At 61.8% G+C, this 22339-nt stretch carries 18 protein-coding genes and 1 pseudogene; 8 read left to right on the top strand and 11 right to left on the bottom strand.

Annotation, left to right across the window (positions count from 1 at the left end):
- Window positions 1-12: 12 nt before the first annotated feature.
- The 6 genes and pseudogenes from K5607_RS16495 to K5607_RS18130 all read left to right on the top strand — a co-directional run bounded on the left by K5607_RS16495 (window position 13) and on the right by K5607_RS18130 (window position 9838).
- Entirely contained in the window at window positions 13-2169 is a 2157-nt protein-coding gene (locus K5607_RS16495; RefSeq protein ID WP_054773587.1) for a TonB-dependent receptor plug domain-containing protein, read from the top strand.
- A 380-nt stretch (window positions 2170-2549) separates the two neighbouring features.
- On the top strand, window positions 2550-3269 hold the full coding sequence (locus K5607_RS16490; RefSeq protein ID WP_246598903.1) for a methyltransferase: 720 nt from the start codon (window positions 2550-2552) through the stop codon (window positions 3267-3269).
- A gap of 118 nt (window positions 3270-3387) precedes the next feature.
- Window positions 3388-4200: an SDR family NAD(P)-dependent oxidoreductase gene (locus K5607_RS16485; protein ID WP_054773589.1), complete on the top strand. Its 813-nt coding sequence runs from the start codon at window positions 3388-3390 to the stop codon at window positions 4198-4200.
- A gap of 262 nt (window positions 4201-4462) precedes the next feature.
- Window positions 4463-5359 carry an ABC transporter substrate binding protein gene (locus K5607_RS16480; RefSeq protein ID WP_246598902.1) on the top strand — a complete coding sequence of 299 codons (897 nt, stop codon included), beginning with the start codon at window positions 4463-4465 and terminating at the stop codon, window positions 5357-5359.
- A gap of 5 nt (window positions 5360-5364) precedes the next feature.
- Window positions 5365-9393, top strand: a pseudogene (locus K5607_RS16475) (response regulator); the annotation flags it as partial.
- 55 nt (window positions 9394-9448) lie between these two features.
- Entirely contained in the window at window positions 9449-9838 is a 390-nt protein-coding gene (locus tag K5607_RS18130) for an EAL domain-containing protein (RefSeq protein WP_054774446.1), read from the top strand.
- Here the strand turns inward: K5607_RS18130 and K5607_RS16470 are convergent.
- The 7 genes from K5607_RS16470 to K5607_RS16445 all read right to left on the bottom strand — a co-directional run bounded on the left by K5607_RS16470 (window position 9816) and on the right by K5607_RS16445 (window position 16937).
- On the bottom strand, window positions 9816-10898 hold the full coding sequence (locus K5607_RS16470) for a hypothetical protein (protein WP_221047654.1): 1083 nt from the start codon (window positions 10896-10898) through the stop codon (window positions 9816-9818). The genes K5607_RS18130 and K5607_RS16470 overlap by 23 nt on opposite strands.
- A 4-nt stretch (window positions 10899-10902) precedes the next feature.
- Window positions 10903-11745: a hypothetical protein gene (locus K5607_RS16465; protein ID WP_221047653.1), complete on the bottom strand. Its 843-nt coding sequence runs from the start codon at window positions 11743-11745 to the stop codon at window positions 10903-10905.
- On the bottom strand, window positions 11729-12070 hold the full coding sequence (locus K5607_RS16460; protein WP_221047652.1) for a hypothetical protein: 342 nt from the start codon (window positions 12068-12070) through the stop codon (window positions 11729-11731). Before K5607_RS16460 ends, K5607_RS16465 begins: the two co-directional genes overlap by 17 nt.
- A 55-nt stretch (window positions 12071-12125) precedes the next feature.
- Window positions 12126-14750, bottom strand: coding sequence for a magnesium-translocating P-type ATPase (gene mgtA, locus K5607_RS16455; RefSeq protein WP_246598901.1), 2625 nt, complete (start codon window positions 14748-14750; stop codon window positions 12126-12128).
- Between the two features lie 87 nt (window positions 14751-14837).
- Window positions 14838-16046, bottom strand: coding sequence for an MFS transporter (locus K5607_RS16450; RefSeq protein ID WP_221047650.1), 1209 nt, complete (start codon window positions 16044-16046; stop codon window positions 14838-14840).
- 430 nt (window positions 16047-16476) lie between these two features.
- Window positions 16477-16737 carry a ParE family toxin-like protein gene (locus tag K5607_RS18290; RefSeq protein ID WP_082411553.1) on the bottom strand — a complete coding sequence of 87 codons (261 nt, stop codon included), beginning with the start codon at window positions 16735-16737 and terminating at the stop codon, window positions 16477-16479.
- Window positions 16734-16937, bottom strand: coding sequence for a hypothetical protein (locus K5607_RS16445; protein ID WP_054773755.1), 204 nt, complete (start codon window positions 16935-16937; stop codon window positions 16734-16736). The genes K5607_RS18290 and K5607_RS16445 overlap by 4 nt, the downstream gene beginning before the upstream one ends.
- A gap of 636 nt (window positions 16938-17573) precedes the next feature.
- On the opposite strand from K5607_RS16445, the gene K5607_RS16440 reads away from it, so the two are divergent.
- Window positions 17574-18299 carry a hypothetical protein gene (locus tag K5607_RS16440; protein WP_054773756.1) on the top strand — a complete coding sequence of 242 codons (726 nt, stop codon included), beginning with the start codon at window positions 17574-17576 and terminating at the stop codon, window positions 18297-18299.
- A gap of 4 nt (window positions 18300-18303) precedes the next feature.
- On the top strand, window positions 18304-18825 hold the full coding sequence (locus K5607_RS16435) for a hypothetical protein (RefSeq protein WP_054773757.1): 522 nt from the start codon (window positions 18304-18306) through the stop codon (window positions 18823-18825).
- A 492-nt stretch (window positions 18826-19317) separates the two neighbouring features.
- On the opposite strand, the gene nth is transcribed toward K5607_RS16435, so the two are convergent.
- Genes nth through rsxD form a run of 4 tightly spaced genes read right to left on the bottom strand, consistent with a single transcriptional unit; the run spans window position 19318 to window position 22339 of the window.
- On the bottom strand, window positions 19318-19959 hold the full coding sequence (nth, locus tag K5607_RS16430; protein WP_054773758.1) for an endonuclease III: 642 nt from the start codon (window positions 19957-19959) through the stop codon (window positions 19318-19320).
- Between the two features lie 6 nt (window positions 19960-19965).
- Entirely contained in the window at window positions 19966-20652 is a 687-nt protein-coding gene (locus K5607_RS16425; protein ID WP_221047649.1) for an electron transport complex subunit E, read from the bottom strand.
- Window positions 20649-21311, bottom strand: coding sequence for an electron transport complex subunit RsxG (gene rsxG / locus K5607_RS16420; RefSeq protein WP_082411554.1), 663 nt, complete (start codon window positions 21309-21311; stop codon window positions 20649-20651). Before rsxG ends, K5607_RS16425 begins: the two co-directional genes overlap by 4 nt.
- Window positions 21308-22339 carry an electron transport complex subunit RsxD gene (gene rsxD / locus K5607_RS16415; RefSeq protein ID WP_221047648.1) on the bottom strand — a complete coding sequence of 344 codons (1032 nt, stop codon included), beginning with the start codon at window positions 22337-22339 and terminating at the stop codon, window positions 21308-21310. The genes rsxG and rsxD overlap by 4 nt, the downstream gene beginning before the upstream one ends.

Here is a 22339-nt window from a genome sequence, read left to right as displayed (position 1 = left end):
GGGAAGTCGTGCATGGCTATCGTAATTCGCATCGTCGCCCTGTTGCTGCTTTGGCCGAGTGGACAGGTTATCGCCGAAGAGTTGAGCGAAGACGAGAAAGCTTTGCTTAAAATCTATGGAAATCAGGAAATGATTAGTATTGCCACGGGAACGAAACAGCCCGTTGGCAAAGCGCCGGCAGTGGCTTCCGTGATTACGGCTGAAGACATTAAAGCTATGGGCGCAACGGATTTGGACGAGGTCCTTGAAACGGTGCCTGGTCTGCATGTTGCAACCAGCACGACGGGTTACAACCCTATCTATACCATTCGCGGCGTTTATTCCAACAATAATCCGCAAGTGTTGGTGCTGATCAACGGCGTTTCCATCTCCAATTTGTTTTTGGGAGATAGGAACCGCGTATGGGGCGGCATGCCGGTGCAGGCTATTTCCCGGATCGAGGTTGTGCGGGGGCCTGGCTCGGCGGTATACGGCGCCGACGCCTTTGCCGGCGTTATCAACATCATCACCAAGAGCAAGCAGGATATCAACGGCACCGAGGTGGGCGGCCGCGTCGGGAGTTTTGATACCTACGACGGCTGGGGGCTGCACGGCGGCGAGTGGGCTGGCTTCGACGTTGCCGCCATAGTGGAGTACCACGATACGCAAGGCCAGAAAGGCATTATTAACGCCGATGCCCAGACGGCTTTCGACCACCAGTTCGGCACGCATGCGTCCCTTGCGCCCGGCCCCGTCAATTTGCAGCGGCAAAACGTCGACGCTCGCCTGGAGCTGTCCCGGGAACACTGGCGTTTTCATGCCGGTTTGCAGAATCGAGGCAACAAGGGCAATGGAGCGGGAATAGCCCAGGCTTTGGATCCCGTCAACCGCTATGCCAGTGATCGTTGGAACGTGGATTTGAACTACGACAATCCCAACTTCGCCGAGGATTGGAACGTCAAAGCGCAGCTGAGTTATTTCGATACTTCGCAAGAAGTCGAACGGGACTTGACGCTGTTTCCGGCCGGCGCCAGGCTGCCCATTGCAGCCAACGGCCAGATTGGTTCTCCTGCTTTAGGTTTGGTTACCTTCCCTCAAGGGTACATTGGTAATCCCGAAGTATTTGAACGTCATGCTAGGTTCAACTCCTCAGCCATTTATACAGGGTTCGCCGATCATTCGGTGCGCAGTGGTGTTGGTTTCAACTATGGGACTTTATATAAAGCTCAAGCAAGCCAGAATTTCGGCCTCGATCCAACAACGGGTTATGCAATCCCTTTGGTTTCCGATTTTTCTTTGGTGAATACCACAGATACTTCGGCAGCTTTCATTCGCACCGCGGATCGAAAAAATTTCTTTGCTTTTTTGCAGGATGAATGGAAGTTTGCCAATGATTGGTCGCTGACTACGGGGGCTCGTTACGATAATTATTCCGACTTTGGTAACACCGTAAATCCTCGCGTGGCCTTGGTTTGGGAAACCCGTTATGATTTGACTACGAAGCTGATGTATGGCAGTGCTTTTCGCGCGCCGTCTTTTGCGGAAATGTATATTATAAATAATCCTGCGCAGTTGGGTAATCCCAGTCTCAAGCCTGAGACCATGGATACTATAGAGTTGGCATTTGATTATCGGCCACGCGATAAGCTGCGGTTGGGGCTTAATATTTTTAATTATTGGTGGAAGGATATTATCCGCTTCGTACCCGATATCGGTGCGCCCTCCTCTACGGCGCAGAATACCGGCGTGCAAACCGGTTACGGTACGGAGTTCGAGGCGGAGTGGCAGGCTGCGGACACCCTGAAGCTTTTGGGCAACTATGCGTTCCAAAAATCCCAGGATGAGGCGCTCAATCACGACGCTGGCTATGCGCCGCATCACCAAGTTTATCTGCGAGCACAGTGGGAAGTCATGCCTAACTGGCATTTCACCCCGCAAGCCAAGTGGATCATCGGCCGGGGCCGTACCGACGGCGACAATCGTCCGGCGGTTGGCGATTACACCTGGGTGGACATGACGTTACGGCGCAAGCAGCTGGCGGAGCATTGGGAAGTGGCGTTTTCCGTGCGTAATTTGTTCGACGTGAATGCGCGCGAGCCGAGCCTTGCCGGAAAAAATGCAGCAGCTATCCCCAACGACCTGCCTTTGGCCGGGAGAAGTTTTTTCGGGGAGGTTCGTTTTAACTTTTAGTCGGCGGCATCCTATTTCTGATTTGAACAACTATTTAACGTAAAAAAATGCATAGCGAGACAGAGCCTAGCTTAAGCGCATTCGACGACCCGCTCAGACCGCGAGTCGACGATAGTATTTTGTGGGGGATAATTTCCGGTATGCTCGGATATCCTGCGTTGGTTGTGGCTCATGACTTAAAGCTCTTCCCTTTGCTGCACTCCAGGCCCAGCACCCTTCCCGAGATATCTTCGGCGCTTAACATTGCCGAGAGGCCGGCTGAGGCGATACTTATTGCTAACTTGGCTCTCGGTATAATTAGGCGGGAGGGCGAGGCTTATATGCTAACTACGCTGGCTGAGGATTATCTTTTAGAGTCTAGTCCAACATATCTTGGCTCCATGCTGGATCTCATCTCGGAAAATGATTTTGTTACTTCCCCTAAAGCTTTGAAGCAAGCGGTGCTAACAAACTCTTCGCAAACGTATGGGGGCGAGGACGTATTTAAGTCTCATGAAGAGCAGGTTGAGCGCGCACAGCGCTTTACTCGAGGAATGCACAGTATCAGCATGACGCCGGCCCTAATTTGGCCGTCTCAGGTGGATCTGTCACAAAACCGATGTCTGCTTGACGTCGGCGGAGGTTCAGGCGCTCATGCCATTGGTGCGCTACGGCGGTGGCAAAATCTTCACGCGATTGTCTTTGATATTGCTCCTGTGTGTGAAGTTGCCGACGAATTTATTAAAAAATATCGGCTTGAAGCACGGATGAGTTCTATTCCTGGCAGCCTTTGGGACTCTCAGTATCCAATCGCAGACGTTCATTTCTATTCGCAAATTTATCATGATTGGCCCATCGAAAAATGTCGATTTTTGACGAGGAAAAGTTTCGATAGCCTTCCCTCCGGTGGGAAAATAATTATTCATGAGGTTCTGTACAATGACGATAAGACGGGGCCGTTTCGGGCTGCATCGGCCAGCGTATCCATGTTGTTGTGGACGGAAGGACGACAGTACTCAGGTAAAGAGTTAACTGACGTTTTGCGTGAGGCGGGTTTTATTAATATTAAGGTGTTGCCGACATCGAATAACTGGAGCGTGATTTGTGGCCAGAAGCCCTGACGTCTTTGCAAGGAATACCCCAGGCGAGAAAGATCGACACATGACGCTTCAAGGCCTGCATTCTTGTGGGAGAAGTGGCTGTTCTTTATTCGCGGGAAGTTATTGAGGAACTGAAGCAATGTTCGAGCGCTCCGCCCTGCAAGTAGCAATAGTTACCGCCAGCAGCAAAGGCATCGGCCGTGCTATCGCCGAGGTCCTGGCCGAACAGGGCTACGCCGTGGTCGTCACCAGCCGCGACGAGCAATATGCTCGTCAAGTGGCGGGCGAGATCGAGGCTCGCGGCGGGCGGGCGCTGGGATTGGCTTTTTCGCTGGAAAACGAAGCGGATTTGGAGCCGTTGGTCGAAAGGACCGTCGACGCTTTCGGCCGTCTGGACGTGCTGGTCAACAACGCGTTGGCGCCCCACGCCACCACGCCGCCGGACAAGCTGTCACGGCAACAAATTCACTCGGCTTTCACCGCCAACATCAACCATACGTTTTTGTTGTCGACCCTGGCTTATCCCCATTTGCAGCGCAGCCGCGGCAGCATCGTCAACATCGCGTCCGTGGTGGTGAACCGGCATTTGCTGGGCCTGCCGATTTACGGCGTGGTGAAGGGGGCGATCGTGCAGATGACCAAGGTATTGGCGGCCGAGTGGGCGCGGGACGGCATTCGGGTCAACGCCATCAACCCTGGATTCATTCGCACCGAGGCGTTCGTTAAATTAGGCCGGGATCAAGCGTTCATCGACCGAAGCTACGACTATTACAAAAATTACCACGCCCTGGAAAAGGTGGGGTATCCCGGCGACGTCGCCGGCGTTGCGGCCTACTTGGTTTCGGCCGCGGCGAATATGATCACCGGTGCGGTTATCGATGTGGACGGCGGCTACAGCATTCGCGGATTGCCGCTTTATAGCGAGGCCAACTCGCCGTCGCCGGGCGTTTAGCCACGGGGGCGAGAATGGCTAATGTTTTCGGCGTGACGACCCTGGGCCGGCGTGTTCGCGATGGAGCAGTCGCCGATGCCGGGAGCGGTTGCTGGAATCGCCGCGAGCAACGGTAACCGCGTTGGGATCACAGGTAAGGACAATCAAGGATGGGACGTGAGCATATGCCGGTTGCCGCAGCGTTAGGACGCCAATGGAGGGCATGTTGAAGGCCGGTTTCGCACGACGGGTCCGCGCTTCGATCGTCCTATGGGCGTTGGCGATGATGGCCGTTCCTCAATGGTCGCAAGCCGATGCGCCATCGGTGGCGGTGCTTTATCCCGAACTGCGCGAACCTTTTCGCGGGGTGTTTCTGGAAATCGTCGAGGGTATCGAAGCCGGCCTGAGAAGCCCGGTCAAATCTTATGCGCTCACGAACGACGACAGCGCCTTGAAATCCCAACTGGCCCAGGAGCGGGTCGAGGTCGCCATTACCTTGGGACGCAGCGGCCTGCTGGCGGCGAGAAAACTGGCGGACACGCTGCCCGTGGTGGTGGGCGCCACGTTTGTTTCGCCGGACGCGGAGAACCGGGGGCTGGCGGGCATTACGCTGGCGCCGGCTCCCGATGCGCTGTTTGACCGGTTGAGAAGGCTGGCGCCGGAAATCAAGCGCGTGTCAGTGGTCTACGACCCGAAGTCGAAGACCTGGGAAATCGAGCAGGCCCGCAAGGCCGCCAGGGAGCGGGGCTTGACCCTCAACGCGCTTCCCGCCGAGGACCTGCGCAGTTCCGCGGCGCTCTACCGCACCGTGTTGGACGAAACGCGGGGCGGCGGCGGCGCGCTTTGGTTGTTGCAGGACGACGCGGCCATGGACGAGCGCGCCTTGTTGCCGCTGATATTGACCGAGGCGTGGGACAATAATCTGGTGGTGTTTTCCAGCAATCCCGACCACGTCAGGAAAGGCGCGCTGTTCTCCTTGTATCCCGACAACGCCGGCATGGGGCGCAGCCTTGCGGCGATGGCGCGCAAGCGGTTGCAGGGCGGCGTGTCCGGCGACACCGATATCGAGCCGCTGAAGGACTTGCTTTTCGCCGTCAATCTCCGCACGGCGGAGCATTTGGGATTGCGTTTTGATAGCCAGGACCGGCGTCAATTCGATCTGGTTTTTCCGGCACCCTGACCATCATGAAGCTATTCCCCCGATTTTCCATGCCCCACTTAAGCTTCCGGCAGCTGCTGGCGATGACGTTCGCCGGGGGCATTTTCTGTCTGACGCTGGTTTCGTCCATCGCCATCTCCAATCTGTCCAGCCGCATCGTGCGCGACAAGTTGATCGAACAAGGCAGACAGGCGACGGAGACTTTCGCCGGCCAGTCGACGCTGGCGTTGTTGTACGCCAGCGCGGATAACGCGAAAGAGCCGGCCAAGGCCATACTCGGCTTCCCTAGCGTGCAGGGCGTCGCCGTGTACGACACCGGCCGCCGATTGCTGTTCGCTCAAGGCGCCAGCGCCGAAGCGAAACCACCGGATGACGCGGCGTGGCCGGATGCGCTGCAACTGGAATTGGAAACCCCCGAGGCTTGGTACTTCGTTGCGCCGGTTTATTCGCACCGGGACGTTAGCGAAGAGGCCCTTCCGTTCGCCAGCGACGCGAAAAGCGCCCAATTGTTGGGTTTTGTGCGTCTGGTCATGGGCAAAGACACGCTGCTGGCCATGGAACGCAGCATTCTGCATACCAACCTGGTGGTGGCCATCGCGTTCGCCAGCGTTTTTCTCTTGATCTTGCTGGGCATCACCAAACGGCTCACCACCCCGTTGCAACAGCTGGCCCAAACCATGGATCGCGCTTCCGCCGGCGAAAAGCGAGTGAGGGCCGATGTCCGGGGGGCGAAAGACATCATCAATATGGAGATCGCCTTCAATACCATGATGGGGGTATTGGAAACGCGGGAGCAGCAACTGGAAAAAGCGCGTGACGCCGCGTTGGAATCGGCCCGCCTCAAGGGTGAATTCGCCGCCAACGTCAGCCACGAGTTGCGCACGCCGCTCAACGCCGTGCTGGGCATGCTGGAATTGCTGCGCGACATGGGGCTGACCGCCAAGCAGGCGGAATACGTGGACGTGGCGCGCGGCGCCGGCGATTCGCTGTTGAAGCTGATCGAGGATATTTTGGACTTTTCCCGCATCGAAGCGGGCATGATGAAGCTGTATCCGTCGGATTTCGTCTTGCACGATTTGCTCGACGACGTCATGGGCCTGCTGGACGGCCAAGCGCGACGCAAGCAATTGGACTTGAGCTACGAGATCGCCGACGACGTGCCGGTGTCCTTGCGCGGCGAGGCTTCCCGGCTGCGCCAAGTTCTGATCAACCTGGTCGGCAACGCCATCAAGTTCACCGAAAAAGGCAGCATCGGCGTTCGCGTCTCGCCCGTGGCGGTAACGGGCAATCGCAGCTTATTGCGTTTCGATGTCGTCGATACCGGTATCGGCATTGCCGCGGACGTGAAAAAAGACATTTTCGAGGCCTTCGTCCAGGCCGACGGTTCGAGCACGCGGCGTTACGAGGGAACCGGCTTGGGGTTGGCCATATGCCGCCAACTGGTGGCTCTGATGGGCGGCGACATCGGCGTGGAAAGCGAGCCCACCGTCGGCAGCCGATTTTGGTTCACCCTGCCCTTCGACCGGCCCATAGGGACGCCGGCGCTTGCCGCGTCGAGCAAGCCCGCGGCCGCCGCACGGATACTGATCGTCACCGGCGACGAAAAAACCAGGCAATTCTTGTCGCAAATGCTGGCCCGCAAGGACATGCCCCATCACACCGTCGAGCAAGGGCCCGACGCCCTGGAGCAATTGCGCGCCGCCGCCGCCAAGGGCGAGGTGTACCGCTTCGTCATCGTCGATCTCGCGGCGTTGGGCGAGTCCGGCCTGGCCTTGGTTCGCGTCATGGCGCAAGACTTGGCCCTGGTTCAGAGCAAGGTCATTTTGTTGGTGGATAGGACCCAGGACAAGATCGACGACTCGGGCTTGTCCAACGTGGCGGGCCGCCTGGAAAAGCCGGTGCGCGCGTCGCAGCTTTACGGGCATCTGCTGTTGCCGGCCGGCAAGGAGATCGTGGCGGCGCCCGCCGCCGCGCAGCCGCCTTCGGCCGCGTATCCGGGGAAAAGGATTCTCGTTGTGGAGGACAACCGCGCCAGCCAGGAGGTCGCCATCGGCATGCTGGAGCGGCTCGGCTGCCGTATCGACGTCGCCGGGACCGGACTGGAAGCCGTGGAGAAAATCGGCCGCTTCGACTACGACTTGGTTTTGATGGACTGCCACATGCCGGTGATGGACGGGTTCGAAGCGACCGGGCGAATTCGCGCGCTGGCGGGAACGGTGGCGCAACCGATCATCGTCGCCATGACGGCCAATACGCAGAAGGGCGACAGCGACCGTTGCCTGGCCGCCGGCATGGACGATTACCTCGCCAAGCCGCTCAAGTTGAGCGCGTTGAAGGACAAGCTCCAGCAGTGGCTGGGGGATCGGCAGGAGAGCCCCGCCGCCGCGACCGGCGATGCGCCGCCGTCGCGCCAAGGCGATGAGCGGAGGCCGCTGGACGAGCAAACCGTGCGGCGTTTGCGCGAGGAGATCGGCGACGGTTTCAGCCGCATGGCGCAGGTGTTTTTCGAAGATACCCCGGATCAGCTCGAAGCCTTGGGCCGCGCGGTCGAGTCCGGGGACGCCTCGGCCTTATGCGACATCGCCCACGGCTTGAAAGGCGCGGCCATGAATTTGGGCGCCAATCGTTTCGGCGACATCGCCAGGCAGTTGGAGTCCTTGGGCCGCAGCGGTACGACCCAGGGCAGCGACGAGCTCCTTGGCTCTTTGTTCGTGGAGTACGAGTGCGTGACCGCCGCATTGCGGCGGGAGGTGGCCCAGGATGCGGAGCGGTTGCTGGGCCAGGCCCATAAGCCCGGCGCACCCTTGGTGCTTATTGCCGATGACGATAGGGCGATGCGCTGCACCCTGCACGATTTGCTGCAAAAAGACGGCTACCGCATCGAGCAGGCCAGCTCGGGGGCCCAGGCGCTGGCTTTGTGCGAGCGGCAAATGCCGGATCTGCTGCTGTTGGACGCGATGATGCCGGAAATGGACGGCTTCACCGTCTGCGCCCGCTTGCGGCAGCGTCCCGAAGCGCTTCAGACTCCTATCATCATCGTCACCTCGCTGGACGACGAGGGCTCCATCGATCAGGCGTTTTCCGCCGGCGCCACCGATTACGTGCCCAAGCCGGTGCATTTCGCCGTGCTGCGGCAGCGTGTGGCGCGCCTTTTGGACGTGAGCCGCGCCGAGGAGCACTTGAACCGCCTGGCATACGGCGATTTGTTGACCGGCCTGCCCAACCGCGCTTTGTTCCTGGAAAAAATCAACACCCTGCTGTCCGGCTCCGAGGAAGGCCGGCAGCAGCAAATGCACGCCATCCTATTTCTCGATCTGGACCGCTTCAAGCTCACCAACGATACGCTGGGGCACGAAATCGGCGACCGGCTGTTGCAGGCCGTTTCCGAGCGCATCCAAAACACCGTGCGGAAAGGCGACCTGGTGGCGCGCTTCGGCGGCGACGAATTCACCTTGCTGCTGGAGAATATCGGCTCGCCGCAAGTGGCGGCCGAGGTGTCGCAGAAAATTTGCCAAGCCATGGCGAAGCCTTTTGTCGTCATGGGCTACGAAACCTATGTGGGCGCCAGCATCGGCATCTCGGTCTACCCGGTGGACGGTTCGGACAGCGTGGTATTGGTCAAGCACGCCGACATCGCCATGTACCGCGCCAAGGAGCGGGGCAATACTTACCGCTTCTACGAAGAAGGCATGGATTTGGCCGTATCGGCCCGCTTGCGGCTGGAAGGCGATCTACGGCGGGCCCTGGAAGGCGAGGAGCTGTTTTTGCATTACCAGCCGCAGTTCGACATCAGGAGCGGCAGGATTATCGGCATGGAGGCGCTGGTGCGCTGGCAACATCCGGAGCGGGGCCTGATTCCGCCGCTGGAGTTCATTCCCCTGGCGGAAGAAACCGGCTTGATCGAGTCCCTCGGCGAGTGGGTGCTGCGTAGCGCCTGCGCGCAGAACAAGGCTTGGCAGCAGGCCGGATTGCCCTGCGTCCCGGTCGCCGTGAACCTGTCCGCGCGCCAATTCGAGGGGGACGACATGGCCGCCGCCATCATGTCGATATTGGAAGAGACCGGTTTGGAGGCGCAATATCTGGAGTTGGAGCTGACGGAAAGCACCGTCCATGCGTTACCCGGAAAAATCCCGCGACATCCTGGTGCAACTGAGGCAGCGCGGCATGCTGGTGTCCATCGACGATTTCGGCACGGGGTATTCCAGTTTGAGCCAGCTGAAATACTTCCCCTTCGACAAGCTGAAAATCGACAAGTCTTTCGTCAACGACGTCATCAGCAATCCGGACGACGCCGCCATTGTGCGGATGATCATCGCCATCGCCACCAGCTTGAACCTCAAGGTGATCGCCGAAGGCGTGGAAACCGCCCAGCAGCTGAGCTACTTGCGGGAGCAGCACTGCCACGAGGTGCAGGGCTACTATTTCAGCAAGCCGGTGGCCGCCGACCAGGCGGCGTTGCTGCTGGAGTCCGACGGCGTTATCGCGGGGCTGTCGAGCTAGCCGCGGCTTTCGCCTCCGCCGCGAAAGCCGACAGCGCCCGTACCGTCTGCAACGTCAGCGCCGTGCCGGGCAGATGCTCGGCGGCCAGCTCCCCTTCGCTTTGGAATTTTTTCTTGTGCGCTACGGTGAGCGCCAAGCGGTCCCGGCCGGCCTGCTGCCGCACGGTGCTGTCGTAGCCGTCCGCCTGTTCCCGCCATTGGCTGGGCAGTTGCATGAAACGCTTGAAGTCCGCTTCGCTCAAGGCCGCCGCCGGCAGCTCCAGCCGGCACAGCTGGGCGATGCGGTGCTTGCTGCCCTTGAACTTGGATTTGCGGACCTTGTACTTGTCGACGCGCCGGTGCAGGGTGCGCAGCACGAAGACCGTGCCGTCGCCCAGCTTGGCTTTGAAATCCAGCAGCACGTCGTCGTAGGCCCTGAAGCGGCGGCCGCGCTTTTCCACCTCGTTGAACGCCACCGTCCACATGGCGTGGAACGGGTTGCAGCCGAGCGAGCATTGCGCGTCCGGCGGCAAATCGCGCAGCAGCGGCTTGAGGGTGCGGTAGAGGTAATCCAGTTCGTCGTTCTCCACGAACACCGCCTTCAGCCGCAGCCAAACGATGCCCCGGCTGAGCAGGAACAGGCCCAGGCTGGACCAAGCCCAGGGCCACAACACTTCCGCCCGCCTCGCCGGCTGTTGCAGCAGGGCGAAAGGATCGGGCGACAGCCCGTTCCACCAGGCCGACAGCATCACTGTCAGCCACACGCCGGCGAAACCCAAGCCGAAAACGCTCAAGGCCTTCACGCCCGGCCCGCGCCGCACGCGCGGATAGGTGGTGAACGCGGCGACCCAGCCCCAGGCCAGCAACAGATAAATGCCGCCCGCCGCGCTGAAGAACAGGAAGTACTGGCCGAACGTCTCGCGCATCAACCAGGGCAAGGTGGCCACCCAATAAACCGCCAAGGCCAGGCCCAGTCCGATGAGGTAGCCGCCGCTGTAGCGGCGCAAGCGCAACGCCTGGTTGCGGAACGCGCGGAACAAGCGCAGCAAACGGACCGGTTCGGTGTTGTAGCGGAAAAACATGGCGTCACTCCTCCAGCAAGGCCAGCGCCCGATGCCAGCGGGGCGCGGTATCCTCGGCGACCGGCCGGAACGGCGCCGCCAGCCACGGCAATACCTGTTCCAAATGGTTCAGCGCCAAACCGAACAGGTCGGCGCGGCGGAACTGGTCGTCGTGGCGCTTGTGTACGGGTAAAAAGCGCAGATCGGCGCCGACGCCCAGCAGTTCGTAAAACGTGTGGTAGCCGGCGCCCACCACCAGCAGCTTGCGCGCCGGCTGGTGGGGGGCCAGCCGGCGCTGGTGGCGCCAGCCCAAGCCGGCGCGCTGCGCCAGCCGGGCGAACAGCTGCAACAAATGCGGCGAGCAGCGCCCTTCCGGGTCCAGCAAGGTGAAGTCGGCGGCGTCGCCGTCCACCGCCACAGGGCCGGCCTCGATCAGATAGCCGGCGTGGGCCGCGTCGTCCAGCTCGCCGCCCCATTCGCAGCGTTGCGCCGGATAAGGCGCGATCACCCGGTCGTAGCAGGTCGTCCCCGGCGCCGGTCCCCGGCCGTAGCGGGCGATCCACGCGCGCCGCTGGAAGCGGCCCAGCAGGCTTGCGTCCAGTTCGCCGCGCCAGCCCGACGGGAAGGTGTCGACCACGATGCGCCGGGGCGGACGGCGACGCAGCGCGTCCAGGTGGGCGTCGGCCAGGCTGTGGGCGTACAGGCGCAGGCCCGGCGACGCGGGCAAATGGCGGTCGGAGCCGGGCCGGACCAGCAATACGGCGTCGCGGCCTGCTTCCAGCCAGCGCTGCTGCAGCAGCCAGCCGCGCCGGGCGTGGCCGTGGCCGCCGCCGATGGCGTAGATCAACGCTTCAGCTGTCGTAGCCATGGCCGTCGCCGGCGTTTTTGTCGAAGTCCGACACCGCGTCGAAGGCGGCGTAGTCTTCTTCGGAGAACGGGTCGGCCAAGTCGGAGGCGCCGGTCGAGAACGTGTCGCCGTAGGATGTGGTGGTGGTGCCGTCACCGCTGTCGCCGGCCTGTCCGGCGTAGCAAGCGGGGCACAGCCAGTCCTGCGCCAAGTGGCGGGCGTGTTCGCTGCACAGGGGAATGCCGCAGCGGCCGCATTGGCCGGCGGCGGCGTTGGCGCAGGGCGTCACGAGGAACACGCCGCGCCGGCAGCCGCAAGGAGTGATGGAAAACGGGGGATTGTCCATGGTCGGGGCCGTTGATCGATTGCGGGGCCGCCGAGCCGGCTTCCCTGCCCTGATATTAGCGTTTCTTGGCCGGATGGCCCAAGGCTTCCATGGACGCCAACTTCGCGCCGCCGTTTTGGGCGTTACGGTAAAAGCGACGTTTGGCCGCTTCCGCCGCCAGCACGTACAGCGCCAGGATCGCCGCCAGCCAGCCCAGCATGACGGGCGGCAGCGGCGCGAAGCCCAGCAGTTGCGCCGCCGGCGCGTAGGCCAGGGCCAGCACCAAGCCCCACACCAGCAGCGTCGCCGCCAGCAGCGGGCGCGACGGTCGGCTGCGGAAGAACGGCTGGCGAGTGCGGATTACCAATACCACCAGAGTGGCGGACAGCACCGATTCCAGGAACCAGCCGGTGCGGAAGGTGGCGGCGTCGGCGCCCAGGTGCAGCAGCACGCCGAAGGTGGCATAGTCGAACACCGAGCTGAGCAAGCCGAACACGATCATGAAGCGGCGGATGAAACCGATGTCCCAGCGCTCCGGCTTCTCCACCAGGGCCGCATCCACCGTATCGGTGGCGATGGCCATTTCCGGGATGTCGGTGAGGAGGTTGGTCAGCAGAATCTGCTTGGGCAGCAGCGGCAGAAACGGCAGGAACAGCGAGGCGCCGGCCATGCTGAACATATTGCCGAAGTTGGCGCTGGTGGCCATGAACACGTATTTGAGGGTGTTGGCGAAAGTGCGGCGGCCTTCGCGCACGCCGTCGATGAGCACCGCCAGCTCGTGTTGCAGCAGCACGAAATGGGCGGCCTCCTTCGCCACGTCCACCGCCGAGTCCACCGATATGCCCACGTCTGCCGCATGCAGGGCGGAAGCGTCGTTGATGCCGTCGCCTAGAAAGCCCACCACGTGGCCGGCCTTGCGCAGGGCGAGGATGATGCGTTCCTTGTGGTTGGGCTCCACCTCGGCGAACACCTGCACCCGGCGTATCTGCACCTTCAGCGCCTCGTCGCTCATGCGGCGGATTTCCGGCCCGGTGAGGATGCGCTCGTGGTTCAACCCGATGCGTTTGGCCAGATTGGCGGCCACCAGGCGGTTGTCGCCGGTGATGACCACCAGGGCCACGCCCAGGCTTTTCAACTCCCGCACGGTGTCGGCGATGCCGGGCTTGGGCGGGTCGTCCAGCACCAGGCAGCCGAGGAAGGTCATGCCTTGCTCCTCTTCGTGGCCGAAGCGGGTGGCGCCGTCTATGGGCTTAATCGCCACGCCCAGCACCCGCAACCCCTGCCCGCTCAGCTCCTGGAAGCGCACTTCGATGGCCGGCCTGGCTTCCTGCAACGGCACGGTTCGGCCGTCCAGCCGCGCCTGGCTGCAGATTTCCAACACCTGGGCCAGGGCGCCCTTGGTCACCAGCCGATGCTCGCCGTTTTCGTCTATCAGCACCGACAGGCGCTTGCGCAGGAAGTCGTAAGGGATTTCGTCCAGCTTGGCGATGCCGGCCAAATTAAAATTCGCCGACATTTTCTCCCCCTCTCCCTCCGGGAGAGGGTTGGGGTGAGGGGAGTAAACCAACTCGCGCAGAGCCAAATCGATAGGATTGGCAAAACCGGTTTCCAGGGCAGCGTTGACGGCGGCGTAGCGCAGCGTTTCCGGGCTGTCGCGGCCGGCGGCGTCCACCGCGCCGTGCACACGCACTTGGCCTTCGGTGAGGGTACCGGTCTTGTCCGAGCACAGCACGTCCATGCTGCCGAAATTCTCGATGGCGGCCAGGCGCTTGACGATGACGCCCGCCTCCGCCATGCGCTTGGCGCCCCGCGCCAGGTTGACGCTGATCACCGCCGGCAACAACTGCGGGGTGAGGCCCACCGCCAGGGCCAGGGAGAACATGAAAGTGTCCACCACCGGTTTGCCCAAGTAGACGTTGAGGGCGAAGATGATCACCAGCATGATGAGGGTGACTTCGGTGAGCAGATAGCCGAAGCGCCGCACGCCCCGTTCGAACTCGGTTTCCGGCGCCTGGCGGGCCAGCCGGCCGGCCACGTGGCCCAGCTCGGTGTCGGCGCCGACATGCACCACCACCGCGCCGGCCTCGCCGCTGACGACGTGGGTGCCCAGGTACAGGCAGTTGCGGCGCCGCGCCAGGGGCGCGTCGGCGGTCACATCGCCGGGGCTCTTTTCCACCGGGTAGGTTTCGCCGGTCAAAGCGGCTTCGTTGACGAACAGGTCTTTCGCCCACAACAGCCGGCAATCGGCCGGCACCACGGCGCCGGCGTTGAGCAGCACCACGTCCCCGGGCACCACGGCCTCCAGCGGCACTTCGGTTTTGCCGCCGTCGCGCAGCACCGTGGCGGTGGTGCGCACCCCGGCCATGAGCTGCTTCACCGCGTGCATGGCGCCGTATTCCTGCCAGAAGCCGAGCAGTCCGGAGAGGGTGACGATGCCGAGGATGATGCCGCCGTCGGTGCGGTCGCCCAGGTAAAAGGACAGCCCGGCGGCAACCATCAGCAGCAGGATGATGGGAGTCTTGAACTGCGCCAGCAGCAGCTTCAGCGGCGCGGCGTCGATGCCGTTGCGCAGGCGGTTCTTGCCCAAGTTGGACAGGCGTTGTTCCGCCTCGGCCGTAGCCAGCCCTTGCGGCGAACTGTCCAGGCGCTGCAGCAGTTGATCCTGCGGGGTTTGCCAAAAAGCCGGTTGCGGAGTGCTCATGCGGCCGTACCTCGCTATCGCCATAGTGTAGGAGGCCGATTGTATGGCCGTTGCCTTGCACGGCCATTAATTTTGTGGAGGTGCAGCCTAAGAGGCGTCGGCCAGCGCCGGAATCAGCCGCCGCAGCCGCCAGTACATGGCCGCATAGACCGCCAGGCCGATCAGCGTGGACAGGGCGCACAGGAGGAACACCGCGTCGTAGCCGAGGGAAGCGTCCAGCAGCGAGGCGGCGAGGTTGGGGCCGACGATCTGCCCCAAGCCCTGCGCGCCGGGCATCAGGGCGGCGAACACGCCCGAGTGGTCGGCGTTGGCCACGGACGACATCTGGAAGATATCGACGAAGGTCCACAGCAGGTTGAAGGACAGGATACTGACGACCACCTTGCCCGCGTCGATGCCGCTGTGCAGCAGGCCCACCGCCAGGGCCATGCTTGCCAGCGTCATCATCAGCGGCCGCGCCAGGCCGAAGCGGTCGCTGATGCGCGTCGCCAGCAAACAGCCGGTGATGCTGGCCAGCGAACCCCATTCCAGCAAGCCCCGCATCAGACCCTCGGCCACACCGGCGTCGTCGGCCGCCAGCTCGATGTAGGTCCAGTAGCCGCCGATGTTGACGTAGGTGAAAAAGATGGCGGCCAGGCCCAGCCAGGGAATATAGGCCGGCACGCGGCGGTGCTCCAAGTGATGGCCGCCGCTGGGCTCGGCCACGTCCAGCTCCGCATCCAGAATGGACTCGTGCGGACGGGCCGGCAGCCAGCGCACGCCCGCCGCCCCGGCCACAAAGCCCCAGATGAACAGCCAATAGATGCCGTTCATGGACAAGGTCGGCAGCACGCGCATTTCCAGCGCCTGGAAAAAGGCAAAGGCGAACAGCATGATGTTATAAGCCCGCGCCGGTCGCGAACTGGCGCCCAGGCTGGACACCGCCACCGCCGTGCACAACCCGCCGCCGATGCCCGCCACGCCCCGCAGCCACAGCGTTGGCTCATATTGCGGATAGGTCATGCACAAGCCATTGGCCACCACCACCAGCGCCGCGCCGACAATCACCAACACGCGTCGATCGGCCCGCCCCAGCAACAGCGCCGCCAGCAAAGCGCCCAACGCCAACCCGCCCAAATCGGCCCCGGCGACCCGTCCAACCTCCACCTTGCTGAACCCCAGCAACTCCATACGCGCCGCACTGATCACCGGCATGGCCACCTGCACCCCGTAGCCGATGAGGGTCAGGTACACGGAGATGAGGATCGAGCGCCAGTCGTCGAAGGGGGTGCGGTGGTGGTGGAGGGTGGTGGGCATTTTGTTGTTTTGCCAGGGAGAAAAGTGGTTTGTGAGTTCGGGGACTGGGGAAAGGTTTTGAGTTTTGAGCGCCTGCGGCGGGGTGTTTGAATGTGGGTTAGCCGCACCCACGGGCGGGTGACTTTTCTTTGCTTGTCCAAAGAAAAGTCACCAAAAGAAAGGACACCCGATTGCCGCGCCGCTACGCGGTGCCCTGCGCTTTTCACTCGGCACATCCATGTGCCGAGCCCTTCGGGCGGCTGCGCCGTGCAAATCGGCTTTCCTGCCGATTTGTCATTTTCGACGGGAGTTGGCCGACAGCACATAGCTGTGCTGACGGCCAACCGGCCGCATCCCTGCGGCCGCCCTCCGGGTTATTCCCGCCGAAAACTCCGGTGCTCAGCGCGGCAAAAGGGACGACGAAAAGTAATCCGGCCCCTCATCCGCCGGGTTAACCAATGAGCCGGTCATAGTCCGCATGGCTGCCGATCCAGAACCATTGGACACCCTCTTCGACGGGAACGCCCAAGGCACGGTAGTGAAGCCCAACACGTACGCTGCGGAATTTGCCGGAACAGATCGGCTTGAACTGTAGGGAAGGATGGGTGGGATTTTGTTTCAGCAAGGCATAGTTTCGCAGGGCAAGCCGCTGAACCTCTGTGGGCAGCGATTCAAAGCAAGCCCAGAACCGGGAGGAAGCAAAATGCCTCAAAGCTCGCGAGCCTTGCCGCCGCGGTATTCGGCCAGGGCTTCATTGGCTAGGGAATCCAACTTCCCGGCCGTTCCGTCTGCCTCGATTTGGGCGTCCCAGCGAGATGCGTCGAACTCCATGAACCAACGGCGGAATTCGGCCAGTTCGGATGGCGGAAGTTGCTGGATGGCTGTTTCAATGGCCTCGACAGTGGCGGACATAACACATGCTCCTTAAGGTCAGTTGCCTAAGGATACCAAAGGCAAAGCATAGCGGTGCTGAACCGCAAGCACGTTCACGAAAGGCGGGCGGTTGAAGGCTATGCCGAGCGCATGGAGGTCGGGTACGGTGGATTAGGCGGTGGCGCTAACCCGCTGGATTGCTGGGGAGCACATTTGATGCCGCTTCGCGGCGGGGTGTTTGAATGTGGGTTAGCCGCACCCACGGGCGTGTTCCTTTTCTTTGCTTGTCCAAAGAAAAGGAACCAAAAGAAAGGACACCCGATTGCCGCGCCGCTGCGCGGTGCCCTCCGCTCCTCATTTTCGTCGGGAGTTGGCCGACAGCACATACCTGTGCTGACGGCCAACCGGCCGCATCCCTGCGGCCGCCCTCCGGGTTATTCCCGCCGAAAACTCCGGTGCTCAGCGCGGCAAACGGGATTGATAAGAAGGCGGGCGGGTTGGTAAGACGACTCGTTTGCTTTTCTGTGAGGGCCTGTGGTTTGTGCTGCGAGGTTAGTAACGAGCTAAACGAAATCTGGTATAACGGTGCAATACGGATTCCATTTAGCACATTTATGCAAGGTTCCGTTTAATCAACTGCTAGGGTTTCTCAGCACCATTTTCAGGAGATCAGGAATGGCAGAAGAATTTAATCTTCCAGGCTCTTCCTTCGAGGAAGTACAGAAGATCATCAAGGGCTACAGCCACGCGCCAGAGAACTCAACCCTTGAGTCCCTATCGAAGCTCATTGGTCTGCATTTGACAATCATTAGTCGGAACAATAAGTTCCTGACGGACATTGGCCTTATCACTGGTGGGATGAAGAAGACTGCAACCGACCTGGGTAAGCGTCTGGGAAGAGCCCTGGATCACAAGCAAGCCGAAGATGGGCGCCGCTACTGGAAGGAAGCAGTCCAGACGAATGAGAAAGTCTCTGGGCTAGTAACTACGGTTCGCATAAAGGGTGGAATGTCGGAGAAGGACTTCTCTGATCATGTGCTATATGTTTCGGGCCAGAAAAACAACGCCGGAAATCGCACCGGTGCTCGATGCGTAGTTGATGTTCTCCTCGCTGCCGGCCTGCTTCAGGAGGCGGATGGCAAGCTTAACGTCGCGATTGCAATTCAAGACCCAGAGATATCCACGCCTGCGACAATAGTCCAACCACTCGTGGACGGACAGATTGCTCCCACCATACAGCCGCCCGTCGCTCCGGTGACAGCCTCGCTGCCACCAATCGCGACGTCAATCACACCGCAGATCGCTATTAATATCCAATTGCATTTGCCAGAAACTGAGAATGCCGAAGTTTACGAAAAGCTTTTCAAGGCGTTGAAGGAACACCTGTTACCTAAGGCGTAGTGGAATGCAGTTCGATGATTGGTTGATCCGAGCCAAAACGGCACAGCGTGCTGCTCACGTCGTTCTTGCGACCCATGAGCAGTCGGCTTCCCGAGTCATCTTGCTAGAGGACCTCGTAAAGAAATTGTCCGTCGCACCCGTGGATGTTCAGGACTACTTTCGTGAAGCGACAACCTGTCTTGAGCAAGGGCTGTACAGGTCGGGAGTAGTCTTGGCATGGGCCGGTCATTTCCATGTTTTCTCTGAAACCTTGTTCTTAAAGCACGAGGCTGAGATTCGGTCAGCGCGGCCAAAATGGATGTTTAAGGACCTTCCCGATCTGAAAGAACAGGTGGCCGAGGCCCACCTCCTCGATGTCGGAAAAGAGGTGAAGTTTATTGGGAAGGCGGTTCTTCGGGTGTTGCAAGGTCAGTTGTCGGTTCGAAATCAATGCGCACACCCGACGCTCTACCGGCCAAGTATGAACTCCGCGATTGGTTACGTAGATGAGATGGTCCGCCAGACTCTCGGGTACATCCAGCCCTAACATCCGCTCGCAGGGGATGTCCTGCAAGCCGGCACCCCTGAAGCGGGCTGTTAGGAACATGCGACCCCCACTTTTACTGTTTTCTCTCCCGTGTTTGGCGCCGGCCTAGCTCGTAGGGTGCGGTGAGTCTGCGAGTCGCACCGTTTGCGATTGATGCGCCTCCTGCGTAGGCACATCCTACCAAAAGCCGGATTCGGGGCGGATTTCGTCGTCCCGTTTGCCGCGCTGAGCACCGGAGTTTTCGGCGGGAATAACCCGTAGGGCGGCCGCAGGGATGCGGCCGGTTGGCCGTCAGCACAGGTATGTGCTGTCGGCCAACTCCCGCCGAAAATGAGGAGCGCAAGGCACCGCGTAGCGGCGCGACAATCGGGTGCCCTTTCTTTTGGTTCCTTTTCTTTGGGCAAACAAAGAAAAGGAACTCGCCCGTGGGTGCGGGAACCCACATTCAAAATCAGCCCGCCGCAGGCGGTCAAATCTCTCCGTAGCCCGAGCTCAGGCTACAGACGCAGACGCCCCATACCAATCACACAAATCACTAACCGGGCAAACCTCGCATTTGGGCTTGCGGGCCACGCAGATGTAGCGGCCGTGCAGGATCAGCCAGTGGTGGGCGTCTTTCTTGTATTCCTTGGGGACGGTGGCTTCCAGCTTTTTTTCCACTTCCAGCACGGTCTTGCCGGGGGCAAGGCCGGTGCGGTTGGCGACGCGGAAGATGTGGGTGTCCACGGCGATGGTGGGGTGGCCGAAGGCGGTGTTGAGGACGACGTTGGCGGTTTTGCGGCCGACGCCGGGCAGGGCTTCCAGGGCTTCGCGGTTCTCCGGCACCTGGCCGCCGTGCTGCTCCAGCAGGAGGCGGCACAGGGCGATGATGTTGCGCGCTTTGCTATTGAAGAGGCCGATGGTTTTGACGTATTCCTTCAGGCCGTCCTCGCCCAGGGCCAGGATGGCTTCTGGCGTGTTGGCGACGGGGAACAGCTGGGCGGTGGCTTTGTTGACGCCTTTGTCCGTGGCTTGGGCGGAGAGCACCACGGCCACCAGCAGCTCGAAGGGGGTGCTGTAGGCGAGTTCCGTGGTGGGGTGGGGATTGGCGGCGGCGAGCCGGGCGAACAGTTCCTTGCGGGCGGCGGGCTTCACGGCCGTTTAGGCTTCGGCGGGCAATTCCACCGGCTTGGCGGCGGGGGCTTTCTTGCGCTTTGCCAGCCAGCCGTCGATGAGGTTCTTGCCGGCGATGATGAAGCCCAGGCCGATGAATGCGCCCGGCGGCAGGATGGCGAGCAGGAAGCCTTCGTAATCCTGGAATAGCACGATGGCCCAGTTCTTGGCGGACTCGCCGAACATCAGCTCGGCGTGGGCGAACACGGTGCCGGTGCCCAAAGCTTCGCGCAGGGCGCCCAGCAGCACCAGGGCGGCGGTGAAGCCCAGGCCCATGAACAGGCCGTCGGCGGCGGACTGCTTGACCGGATTCTTGGCGGCGAAGGCTTCGGCGCGGCCGATGATGGCGCAGTTGGTGACGATGAGCGGGATGAAGATGCCGAGGATCAGGTACAGCTCGTGCAGGAAGGCGTTCATGGTCAGTTCCACCACGGTGACGATGGCGGCGATGACCAGCACGAACACCGGCAGGCGGATTTCGTCGCTGACTTTTTCGCGGATGGCGGAAATGAGGGCGTTGGAGGCGACCAGGGTGGCGGTGGTGGCAAGACCCAGCCCCAGCGCGTTGACCACGGTGTTGCTCACCGCCATGAGCGGACACATGCCCAGCAGGGCGACCAGGGCCTGGTTGTTCTTCCACAGGCCGTCGTAGGCGATCTTGCCGTAGTCGTTCATGGCTGGTTCTCCTTTGCGGAAGGGGCGAACAAGGCGTCGCGGTGGTCGCGGAAATACAGCAGGGTCTTATGCACCGCCTTCACCACGGCGCGCGGGGTGATGGTGGCGCCGGCGAATTGGTCGAAGCGGCCGCCGTCGCGCTTCACTTTCCATTGGGCGTCGCCCGGATTGTCCAGGGAGAGTCCGTCGAAGCCGTGAATCCAGTTGGAGCGGCTTTCCTCGATGGCGTCGCCCAGGCCCGGCGTTTCCTTGTGGCCCACCACGCGCACGCCGGCCAGCGTGCCGTCGGCCTTCACCGCCACCAGCAGCTTGATGGTGCCGTTGTAGCCGTCACCCGCCGCCGTGGACAGCACCGCCGCCAAGGGCTGACCGTCCTTGCGCGCGCGATAGACCGGCACCGGCTGGGCCGTGCCGAGGGCTGCCGGGTCGTCGATTTCGATCTGGTCGGCCAGCAGGTCGTTGTCGTAGCTGCCTGCCGGCACCAGAGCCTGCAGGCTGTGCAGCAGGGCGGCGCGTTCGTTAGCGGCGATGCGGCCGGCGGTCATGGCGTGGAACAGCCCCACGGCGCCCATGCCCAGCAGGGCGAACAAGCCGAGGGTCTTGGCGGCCTTGACGATGGCGGGATCGAACCGCGCCAGCAACGATTCCAGGGCGCTCATGGTTTATGTCCGTAGGTGCGGGGCCGGGTGTAGTAATTGATCATGGGCGCCGCCACGTTCATCAGCAGCACGGAGAAGGCCACGCCGTCGGGATAGCCGCCCCAGGTGCGGATGATGTACACCAGCATGCCGATGAGGGCGCCGTAGACCAGCCGTCCGGTCACGGTGGTGGCGGCGGTGACCGGGTCGGTGGCGATGAAGAACGCGCCCAGCATGGTGGCGCCGCCGAACAGGTGCAGGGTCGGATAGGGGTGGTGGGCCGGGTCCATCAGGAAGAAAAACAGCGAGATGGCCAACAGTCCGCCGAGGAAGCCGAACGGGATGCGCCAGTCGATCACCTTGCGCTTGAGCATCCACACGCCGCCGGCCAAGTAGCCCAGCGCCGCCCACTGCCAGCCGCGCCCGGCCAGCACGCCGAAACGGTTGTCGGTCCAGATGTCGCTCACGCTGCGGCCCATGCCCAACTGGGTTTTCATGGTATCCAGCGGCGTCGCCATGGCCACCGCGTCGGCGTCCACCCCGGCCGGGTATTGGCCGTGGAAGATGATGTCCCAGGCGCCGGTGAGTCCCAGGCTGACGTCGGAGAGCCCCGACGGCGGTAGCCAGGAAGTCATGTGCTTGGGGAAGGAAATCAGCAGTACCACGTACCCCACCATGGCCGGGTTGAACGGGTTGTAACCCAGGCCGCCGTAAAGGTGCTTGGCGATGAGGATGGCGAAGGCCACGCCGGTGACGGTCATCCACCAGGGCGACAGCGCCGGCAGGGACAGGGCCAGCAGCAGGGCGGTGACCACGGCGCTGTAGTCGGTGAGATAGGGCTTCAGCGGCCGGCGGCGCAGGGTAAGCGCCAAGGCTTCCGCCGCCAGGGCGGTGGCCACCGCCAGCACGGCGTTGATGAGGATGCCGGCGCCGAAGAACCACAGCATGGCGAAAGCGCCGGGAATCAGCGCCAGCAGCACTTGCTGCATGATGCGGCTGACGCTGTTGGTCGGCGCGACGTGGGGCGAGGCGGCTACGGCGAAACGCAT

This window comes from Methylogaea oryzae (genome assembly GCF_019669985.1).
GTDB lineage: Bacteria > Pseudomonadota > Gammaproteobacteria > Methylococcales > Methylococcaceae > Methylogaea > Methylogaea oryzae.
This window is presented reverse-complemented; position numbering and strand designations above follow the sequence as displayed.

Excerpts from the sequence above, each read along its gene's own strand:
- K5607_RS16470 (WP_221047654.1), bottom strand. The coding sequence starts at position 10,898 with ATGTTTTTCCGCTACAACACCGAACCGGTCCGTTTGCTGCGCTTGTTC.
- K5607_RS16495 (WP_054773587.1), top strand. The coding sequence starts at position 13 with ATGGCTATCGTAATTCGCATCGTCGCCCTGTTGCTGCTTTGGCCGAGT.
- K5607_RS16465 (WP_221047653.1), bottom strand. The coding sequence starts at position 11,745 with ATGGCTACGACAGCTGAAGCGTTGATCTACGCCATCGGCGGCGGCCAC.
- rsxD (WP_221047648.1), bottom strand. The coding sequence starts at position 22,339 with ATGCGTTTCGCCGTAGCCGCCTCGCCCCACGTCGCGCCGACCAACAGC.
- K5607_RS16440 (WP_054773756.1), top strand. The coding sequence starts at position 17,574 with ATGGCAGAAGAATTTAATCTTCCAGGCTCTTCCTTCGAGGAAGTACAG.
- K5607_RS16435 (WP_054773757.1), top strand. The coding sequence starts at position 18,304 with ATGCAGTTCGATGATTGGTTGATCCGAGCCAAAACGGCACAGCGTGCT.
- K5607_RS16460 (WP_221047652.1), bottom strand. The coding sequence starts at position 12,070 with ATGGACAATCCCCCGTTTTCCATCACTCCTTGCGGCTGCCGGCGCGGC.
- K5607_RS16490 (WP_246598903.1), top strand. The coding sequence starts at position 2,550 with ATGCTGGATCTCATCTCGGAAAATGATTTTGTTACTTCCCCTAAAGCT.
- K5607_RS16485 (WP_054773589.1), top strand. The coding sequence starts at position 3,388 with ATGTTCGAGCGCTCCGCCCTGCAAGTAGCAATAGTTACCGCCAGCAGC.
- mgtA (WP_246598901.1), bottom strand. The coding sequence starts at position 14,750 with ATGAGCACTCCGCAACCGGCTTTTTGGCAAACCCCGCAGGATCAACTG.
- K5607_RS16445 (WP_054773755.1), bottom strand. The coding sequence starts at position 16,937 with ATGTCCGCCACTGTCGAGGCCATTGAAACAGCCATCCAGCAACTTCCG.
- K5607_RS16480 (WP_246598902.1), top strand. The coding sequence starts at position 4,463 with ATGATGGCCGTTCCTCAATGGTCGCAAGCCGATGCGCCATCGGTGGCG.
- rsxG (WP_082411554.1), bottom strand. The coding sequence starts at position 21,311 with ATGAGCGCCCTGGAATCGTTGCTGGCGCGGTTCGATCCCGCCATCGTC.
- K5607_RS16450 (WP_221047650.1), bottom strand. The coding sequence starts at position 16,046 with ATGCCCACCACCCTCCACCACCACCGCACCCCCTTCGACGACTGGCGC.
- K5607_RS16425 (WP_221047649.1), bottom strand. The coding sequence starts at position 20,652 with ATGAACGACTACGGCAAGATCGCCTACGACGGCCTGTGGAAGAACAAC.
- K5607_RS18130 (WP_054774446.1), top strand. The coding sequence starts at position 9,449 with ATGCGTTACCCGGAAAAATCCCGCGACATCCTGGTGCAACTGAGGCAG.